Raw genomic sequence first — 6,281 nt, 5'->3', positions numbered from 1 at the left:
GTGGTGATTCCGGCAGTCTTTGCGCGGGCGAGGCGCGAACCGCCCGAGCAACCCCGTTTAGCTGGCCCCGGCCTTGCAGAACAGGTTGCGGCTCGCCGGCGTCAGCCCGCCGACGCGCACCGGCTGGTAGCACAGCGCCAGCATGACCCACGCGGCCAGGTGCAGATGCCGCGGCAGGCGCCAGTTCGGATCGGCCGCGCCATGGACGCGCGCCGCAAGCGACCCGCAGGGCCGCGGCGGAACAAAGGCGTGCAGCAGCAGCAACCAGCCGAGCAAAGGCAGGCTCGGATTGGCGATCAGCGGGTTGCGCTGGAACAGCCAGGCGAGGACCAGCGCCGCCAACAGCGCGCGCACGCGATCCAGGTATCAGGTGACGGCTGGCTTGGCAGCAGCAGTCCTTCGCGGCCCCCGCGCGGTGATTGGCGCCCAGCCCCGCCAAAACAAGCGCGGCGAGCGGCATGGCCTGTCCAGCGGGCCCCCGGTGGTCACCAATATGCGTCGATCAGCCATTTGGAGATTCTCAACAAGAATCACTAGCGATCGCAATTAGATTATGTTTTTAACTAATGTCAAATTTCATGAGGGTACGCTGAAAAAGTTGACTTGACAGCACGCGTGTCCGGCGTAGCATCAAATCAAGGTGTGTACTTGCGCCGCAGCTTCAGTTCCATTTCTTTCGGATCAAGGAGGTAAGTCATGCGTATTGTTCTCATGCTGTTGTTATGCGGCACGTCGTTTTTCGCGTGCGCTCAGTCAAATGACCCGTTCGATAATCCCACAGAAATTTCGCCAGCCGGTGGCATCACTTCAGGAAACACCAGTGCAGCGACCGCCCAGGCGGGCGAGGTCGGCGTCAGTTCCTACGCCTATGGCAAGAGCGTCTGGTTCAGATTGGTCACGCCGACGGACCTGCGTATCAATGCGAAAACAGAAGGCTCAAATTACGATACGACACTGGCACTGTACCGCGGCGCCAATATCAGCGAGGCGCGCCTGGTTGCCGGCAATGACGACGCCAACGGCGCAGTGCTGTGGAGCGAAATCGACGTCAGCATTCCATCCGGCACATATTGGCTGGCCATTGACGGGTATTCCGGTGCCAGCGGGAATTACAGCCTGGCGTGGCAAACCATCAGTATGCCGATCATGCTGGTGTCGCCGCCAGGAGATAATTTCTCGGCGGCCGTCGCATTGACGTTTGGCGAGACCGGCACGACTTCTGTCGCATTCAATCAGGCAGCCACCGTGGAAACCGGCGAGCCGGGCGCAGGTCAGCGCAGCCTGTGGTATCGATTTACCGCCCCGCGCAGCGAGCGCGTGCGTATCCGGACGCTGGACAGCCAGTTCGATTCACAGATCGAAGTCTATACCGGCGTGAGTTTGGGCAGCTTGAGCGTCGTGGCAATCAACGATGATGTGGAATTCAGCGGCGGCGATCTGGAATCGGAAGTCCTTTTCGATGCAACGGTGGGCACCACCTATCAAATACGCCTGGCCGCACGAGCATTCACTTACGGCAGCACCAAACTGGTTCTGGCGCCAGCGAAGGCAAGCGGCACGACCAACTTCGACGCGGCGTTCAACGGCATCTGGTGGAACCCGCTGCGCGATGGCGAAGGCGTGCTGCTGGAAGTGGGCGACCACCCGGCGCCGAGTTCGCACGATGTGTTCGTGTTCTTCAGCTGGTACACCTACGACCCGAACGGCAACCCGGTGTATCTGGTCGGCGGCGGAAATCGCGCCATCACGGATGCCGTCACCGCGGATCTGACCTTCCCGGTGGTGACCACGCGCGGCGCGCGCTTCGGCGCCGCCTTCAACCCGGCAAACGTCATTCGTGACCCGTGGGGCACGGTGACGCTGCGTTTCCGCAACTGCAACCAGATGGACCTGATCTACACCCCTGCCGTGGCGGGCTGGGGCGCGGCCGGCACTATCCGACTTGAGCGTGCGCTGTCGCGCGGCCCCGGCTTGACCTGCCCGTAGCACCTTTGCTCCCCGACTGGGCGCGGGCACCGCGCCCAGTCGCAGCGCTGGATCGGCGGCAACATCGATGCCGTCACAACTCTGATCGATCAGCTGGCCCCATCCCCGCCGTTCTTGCGTCGTTCGGTCCGAGGGCCGAGCGCGCTCGCGTACTCGCGGCCCCTCGGCCGGCCTGTGGCTCGTCCGCAAATGCCATGCGCGACTGGAGTCCGGGCGACAGCCGCGACCTGGCAGCGGCGCACAATCAGCTCAACGTCAGCAACGCGGCACTGGCGCTCGGGAGTCGGGCCGACCACGGCGTACCGACGACCACCCATGAATCCGCGCCGGGCAGCCCGGCCATCAACAATGCGAACGCATCCTTCTGCTTGCCCGTCGATCAGCGCAACCATGTGCGTCCAATCGGGGGCGGCTGCGACATCGGCTCCGCCGAAGTCGGCTCGCGCTGCGAGGGGATATTCGCCGACGGCTTCGAGCAGTAACCGACAACTCCCGGTCAAGGCGGCGCGTAAACTGTCGTGACCTGGATCGGAGTGACGCGATGCGCAAGTGGCTGGTACCGATGCTGCTGTTGGTAACCTCGGGCGCGGTGGCGACGATTCCGCCGCTGCGCGAGGCCGCCATCCGCCAATGGCGCAGCATCGCCGCGCCGCTGTTCCAGCAGGGCGAGGCCACCGACGCGCGCTTTGACGCCTTCTACACCAGCATGGTCGAGGACCTGCCGCCGCAGCAGCGTGCCGAGCGCGCGCTGGAACTGGCGATCAACCGCTCTGGCGGCGCTGCCGAGTACGTGATCGCACAGGCGCCCGGATGGATCGGCAGCATCACCTCGACGCCGCATCTGGAGGCGCTGGTGCAGACGGCGGCGAACGCGCCGCGCATCGAGACGCGGATGGCCGGCTTCGAGGTGTTCCTCGCCTCGTTCGGCCTGCAGAAATCGCCGCAGCAGGCCGATCAGTTGTTCGCGCGCTGGGAGCGCGATCCGGCGCAGAACGGACCGTGGATGATGTGGAGCCTGTCCATGCTCGGCGCGCGCGGCGTCGATCGCGAGCGCATCTACACGCGCCTGCTGCAGGCCACGCAGGTCGAGGACATCGCGCAGCGCAAGGCCGCGGTCGACGCGCTGGCGCGCCTCGGTGGCGCCGAAGTGGTCGATCCCTTGCTCGGCATCGCCGCGTCGGACCCGTCGCCGATCGTCCGCGAGCGTGCGTTCTGCGGCCTGGCCTCCAGCGGCACGCTGCTGATCGCCGAGCGCTATCAGGCGGTGCCCGGCCTGCTCGCCATCGCCGAGTCGGCGCGCAGCGACCAGCAAACGCGCGAGTACAGCTACCAGGCGCTGAAAGAGATCACCAGCCTGTACGAGCTGCCGCCGGACCCGCAGATCTGGCGCGAAAAGCTGGCTGCCGTGGGACTGCTCGCCGAACGCGATTGATCTTCGGCAGTTCGGCTGCAGGGATCAGCGTCGCATTCGCGGGAAACACGCCGCCCGCGCCAGCGGCGCCGCAGCCGCCTGGGTTCGCGGCGGTGATGCAGTACACCACACCGCGCATGGCCCGATCCGCCAGGCAGTCGGGCCCGCCTGCGGCCGGTGATTGTGCGGCTGTCGAACTCAGCGCCGGCCCGCTCGTCTCCATGGCCAATGGCCTGCCTAGCTGCAGCGTCAACCAAGTCCTGCTGTCCGCGTTCTTTTCGATCTCGCCGGGAGGAACCATGAGCAGAATCGCCGTTGTCGCCACTTTCCTGTTGCTCGCCTGCATTGTCCTGCCGGCGCACGCGCAGCAAGCCGCCAACAGCTGTGCCGATCCTTATTGGCAGAACACGCTGCGCTGCAAGATGCTCGCCGTGCAGGCGCCGAACCCGATGCCACCGCCGCAGCCGGTACCGGAGCCGCCGGCCAACGTCGGGGCGATCAAGCCCTACACGCGCGTCGAACTGCCCGATCCGGCGATCCGCTGCGTCGACGGCACGCGGCCGATCATTTACGTCGACAAGGCCGTCGGGCCGCCGTCCAACCGCTGGCTGATCTCGACCACCGGCGGCGAATCCTGCGCGGCCGGCGATTTCGACGGATTGCCGGGTTTCGAAAACGGCAACGAGTGCCTGCGCGACTACGTGACCCAGCAGGGCCAGCTGATGGGCACCGCCACCGAGGAATCGATGAGCACGCTCGCCGACGACAACGGCAACGGCATCCTCAGCAACAATCCGCTGCGCAACCCGGTGTTCGCCCGCTACAACCGCATCCGCGTGCACAAGTGCGGCTTCGATCGTCACAGCGGCCGCGCCACGCACCTCGGCGTCAGCGCAACCGTACCCAACGGCGGCCCGACGCTGAGCTACGATCTTTACAGCCACGGTCAGAAGATCGTGCTGGAGGCGCTCGACTTCCTGCGCGGCCCCAACCAGCAAGGGCTGAGCTACCCGACCTGGGTCAATGACGGCGGCACCGTGACGAGCACCGTCGAGAGCCTGCCATCGATCTCCGCTGCCGAACAGGTGCTGCTGGTCGGGCATTCGGCTGCCGCGCACGGGCTCTACCAGAACGCCGACCGCATCGCCGACCATCTGCGCGCGATGCCCGGCTTCAACGGCGACGTGCGCGTGGTGCACGACGCCCAGTTCATGCCGAGCGTGGAGAACGAGGCCGCATTCGACCCCGCGCAAAACCCGAATCCGGCCATCTTCAACACCCTGTTCCAGCAGCGCATGAGTGGCGTCACCAACGCCAGCGGCGCCTACGATTCCTTCTGGTACCACGGCAGCGAAGACTCGCATTTCGCCGACACTTATCGCGCCTGGCTGGAAACCCCGGGCGACTGGGCCGGGGTGCTCGACAGCTCCTGCGTGGCCACCCACACGCCGAGCAACGACGTGTGGAAATGCACCGACCGCTTCCATGTGCGCCTGCACCACGAGAGCACGCCGGCGCTGCTGCGCGAGGACTTCGCCGACCCCAACGATGACCACAACAACCTGCCGTTCGGGCACATGATGTGGTGGGGCACGCCGGGCGTGTTCGCGCACTGCGACGGCGTCGCACCGGACTTCTTCAACTTCTCGCCGTGCGTGCCGTCGATCAGCTTCGAGCAGAACAAGGCGCGCCTGATGGTGCAGGCCAGCCACTTCCGCGAAGGCATCTACACGCAGTCCGAGATGGCCAGCAACGCCGACCCCAGCCCGGATGCCGGCACCATTTTCATCTGGATGCCCGAATGCGGGCACCACAGTGGCGTCTACGACGACGCACAGTTTCTCGAAACCAGCATCGTCAAGGACGGCAGCATCAAGAGCTACCGCGAGTTCCTGCAGGACTTCGCCGCAGCACCCGCCAGCGGCATGCTGGTGTCGCGCATCGCCCATCTGGACGGCGCCACCAGCGAATGCGCGCCGCTGCTGCTGCACGACGGCTTCGAATGACGGTCGACGCGCACTCGGTCACGGGCCGGCAAGCCAGAGCGGAGCGGTGGAAACCGCACGGTGAAGCGTGTGCGGGTTCCACCCTGCATCCAGCGAAAAACACGCCTTACGCGGGTTGAGCAATTTCGCGAATGACATTCAGCGCCAGTAACGGCTCGCCACCAAACCAGTTGAGAATCAAGCCGTCGAGGCCTGCACTTGCGCGAGCTGAAATTAGGGAAGGTCTGAACAAGTGACTCGTTTGGCTGTATGGCGGGCTTCGCGTCGGTGAACACGTTCAGTGGCGCCGTCAGCAGCGGTCTTTGCTACATCCGACGTCATCGATTTGATCGAAAAATGGGCTCTTTTGGAGCCTTTCCCCTTCTTTTCCCTCATCCGGTGGTCGCCGGACGCACCTCTCCTGTCATCGCCAACAATCGATGACGCGCCTGCCACAGATTCGACAGCGCAAACAGCGTCAGCACTTGAGCGGTGTTCTTTGCCAAACCGCGAAAACGCACCTTCACGAATCCGAACTGGCGCTTCACCACCCGGAAGGGATGCTCGACTCGAGCGCGGATCCGCGCCTTAAGAGTTTCCAGGTCTTGCGTCGCTTCGCGGATCGCATCGTTGACGATCGCCTTGACCTTGCCGCGCTTCTCGGCGACGTGCCAGGAGAGGTCCTTTCGCGCCACCCGATGCTCGGCACCGGTGTAGCCAGCGTCGGCGTAGACCACCACTTCACTGCCATGCAACAGGTGCTCGGTCTGCGTCACATCCGCTGCGTTCGCCGCGGTCGTCGTGACGGTGTGCACCAGGCCAGATTCCACGTCGACCCCAATGTGGGCCTTCATTCCGAAGTACCACTGGTTGCCCTTCTTGGTCTGGTGCATCTCAGG

The 6,281-nt window shown here is 64.8% G+C and carries 6 protein-coding genes; 4 read left to right on the top strand and 2 right to left on the bottom strand.

Going from position 1 to position 6,281, the window contains the following annotated elements:
* Positions 1–57: 57 nt before the first annotated feature.
* Positions 58–354 carry a hypothetical protein gene (locus IT472_RS11765; RefSeq protein ID WP_297181758.1) on the bottom strand — a complete coding sequence of 99 codons (297 nt, stop codon included), beginning with the start codon at positions 352–354 and terminating at the stop codon, positions 58–60.
* A gap of 342 nt (positions 355–696) precedes the next feature.
* Here IT472_RS11765 and IT472_RS11760 point away from each other — a divergent pair, with 342 nt between their 5' ends.
* From IT472_RS11760 to IT472_RS11745, 4 genes are all read left to right on the top strand, one after another.
* The gene (locus IT472_RS11760) at positions 697–1,986 is read left to right on the top strand and encodes a hypothetical protein (protein WP_297181756.1); all 1,290 of its coding nucleotides are present in this window, start codon (positions 697–699) and stop codon (positions 1,984–1,986) included.
* 194 nt (positions 1,987–2,180) lie between these two features.
* Positions 2,181–2,468 (top strand): choice-of-anchor Q domain-containing protein, encoded by a 288-nt coding sequence (locus tag IT472_RS11755; protein ID WP_297181754.1) that lies wholly within the window; start codon positions 2,181–2,183, stop codon positions 2,466–2,468.
* A 59-nt stretch (positions 2,469–2,527) separates the two neighbouring features.
* On the top strand, positions 2,528–3,418 hold the full coding sequence (locus IT472_RS11750) for a HEAT repeat domain-containing protein (RefSeq protein WP_297181752.1): 891 nt from the start codon (positions 2,528–2,530) through the stop codon (positions 3,416–3,418).
* Positions 3,419–3,696: 278 nt separating this feature from the next.
* Positions 3,697–5,403 carry a pectin acetylesterase-family hydrolase gene (locus tag IT472_RS11745; RefSeq protein WP_297181750.1) on the top strand — a complete coding sequence of 569 codons (1,707 nt, stop codon included), beginning with the start codon at positions 3,697–3,699 and terminating at the stop codon, positions 5,401–5,403.
* A 371-nt stretch (positions 5,404–5,774) separates the two neighbouring features.
* Here IT472_RS11745 and IT472_RS11740 read toward each other — a convergent pair.
* Positions 5,775–6,281, bottom strand: a 507-nt coding sequence (locus tag IT472_RS11740) for an IS5 family transposase (RefSeq protein ID WP_297181748.1), incomplete at its 5' end; no start/stop codon positions are given.

Origin of the sequence: Thermomonas sp., assembly GCF_020850895.1 — a bacterium.
GTDB lineage: Bacteria > Pseudomonadota > Gammaproteobacteria > Xanthomonadales > Xanthomonadaceae > Thermomonas.
Note: the sequence above shows the minus strand (reverse complement) of the source record. Positions and strands in the feature narration are given on the sequence as shown.

Coding starts and splice junctions, on each gene's coding strand:
- IT472_RS11760 (WP_297181756.1), top strand. CDS start 697: ATGCGTATTGTTCTCATGCTGTTGTTATGCGGCACGTCGTTTTTCGCG.
- IT472_RS11755 (WP_297181754.1), top strand. CDS start 2,181: ATGCGCGACTGGAGTCCGGGCGACAGCCGCGACCTGGCAGCGGCGCAC.
- IT472_RS11750 (WP_297181752.1), top strand. CDS start 2,528: ATGCGCAAGTGGCTGGTACCGATGCTGCTGTTGGTAACCTCGGGCGCG.
- IT472_RS11745 (WP_297181750.1), top strand. CDS start 3,697: ATGAGCAGAATCGCCGTTGTCGCCACTTTCCTGTTGCTCGCCTGCATT.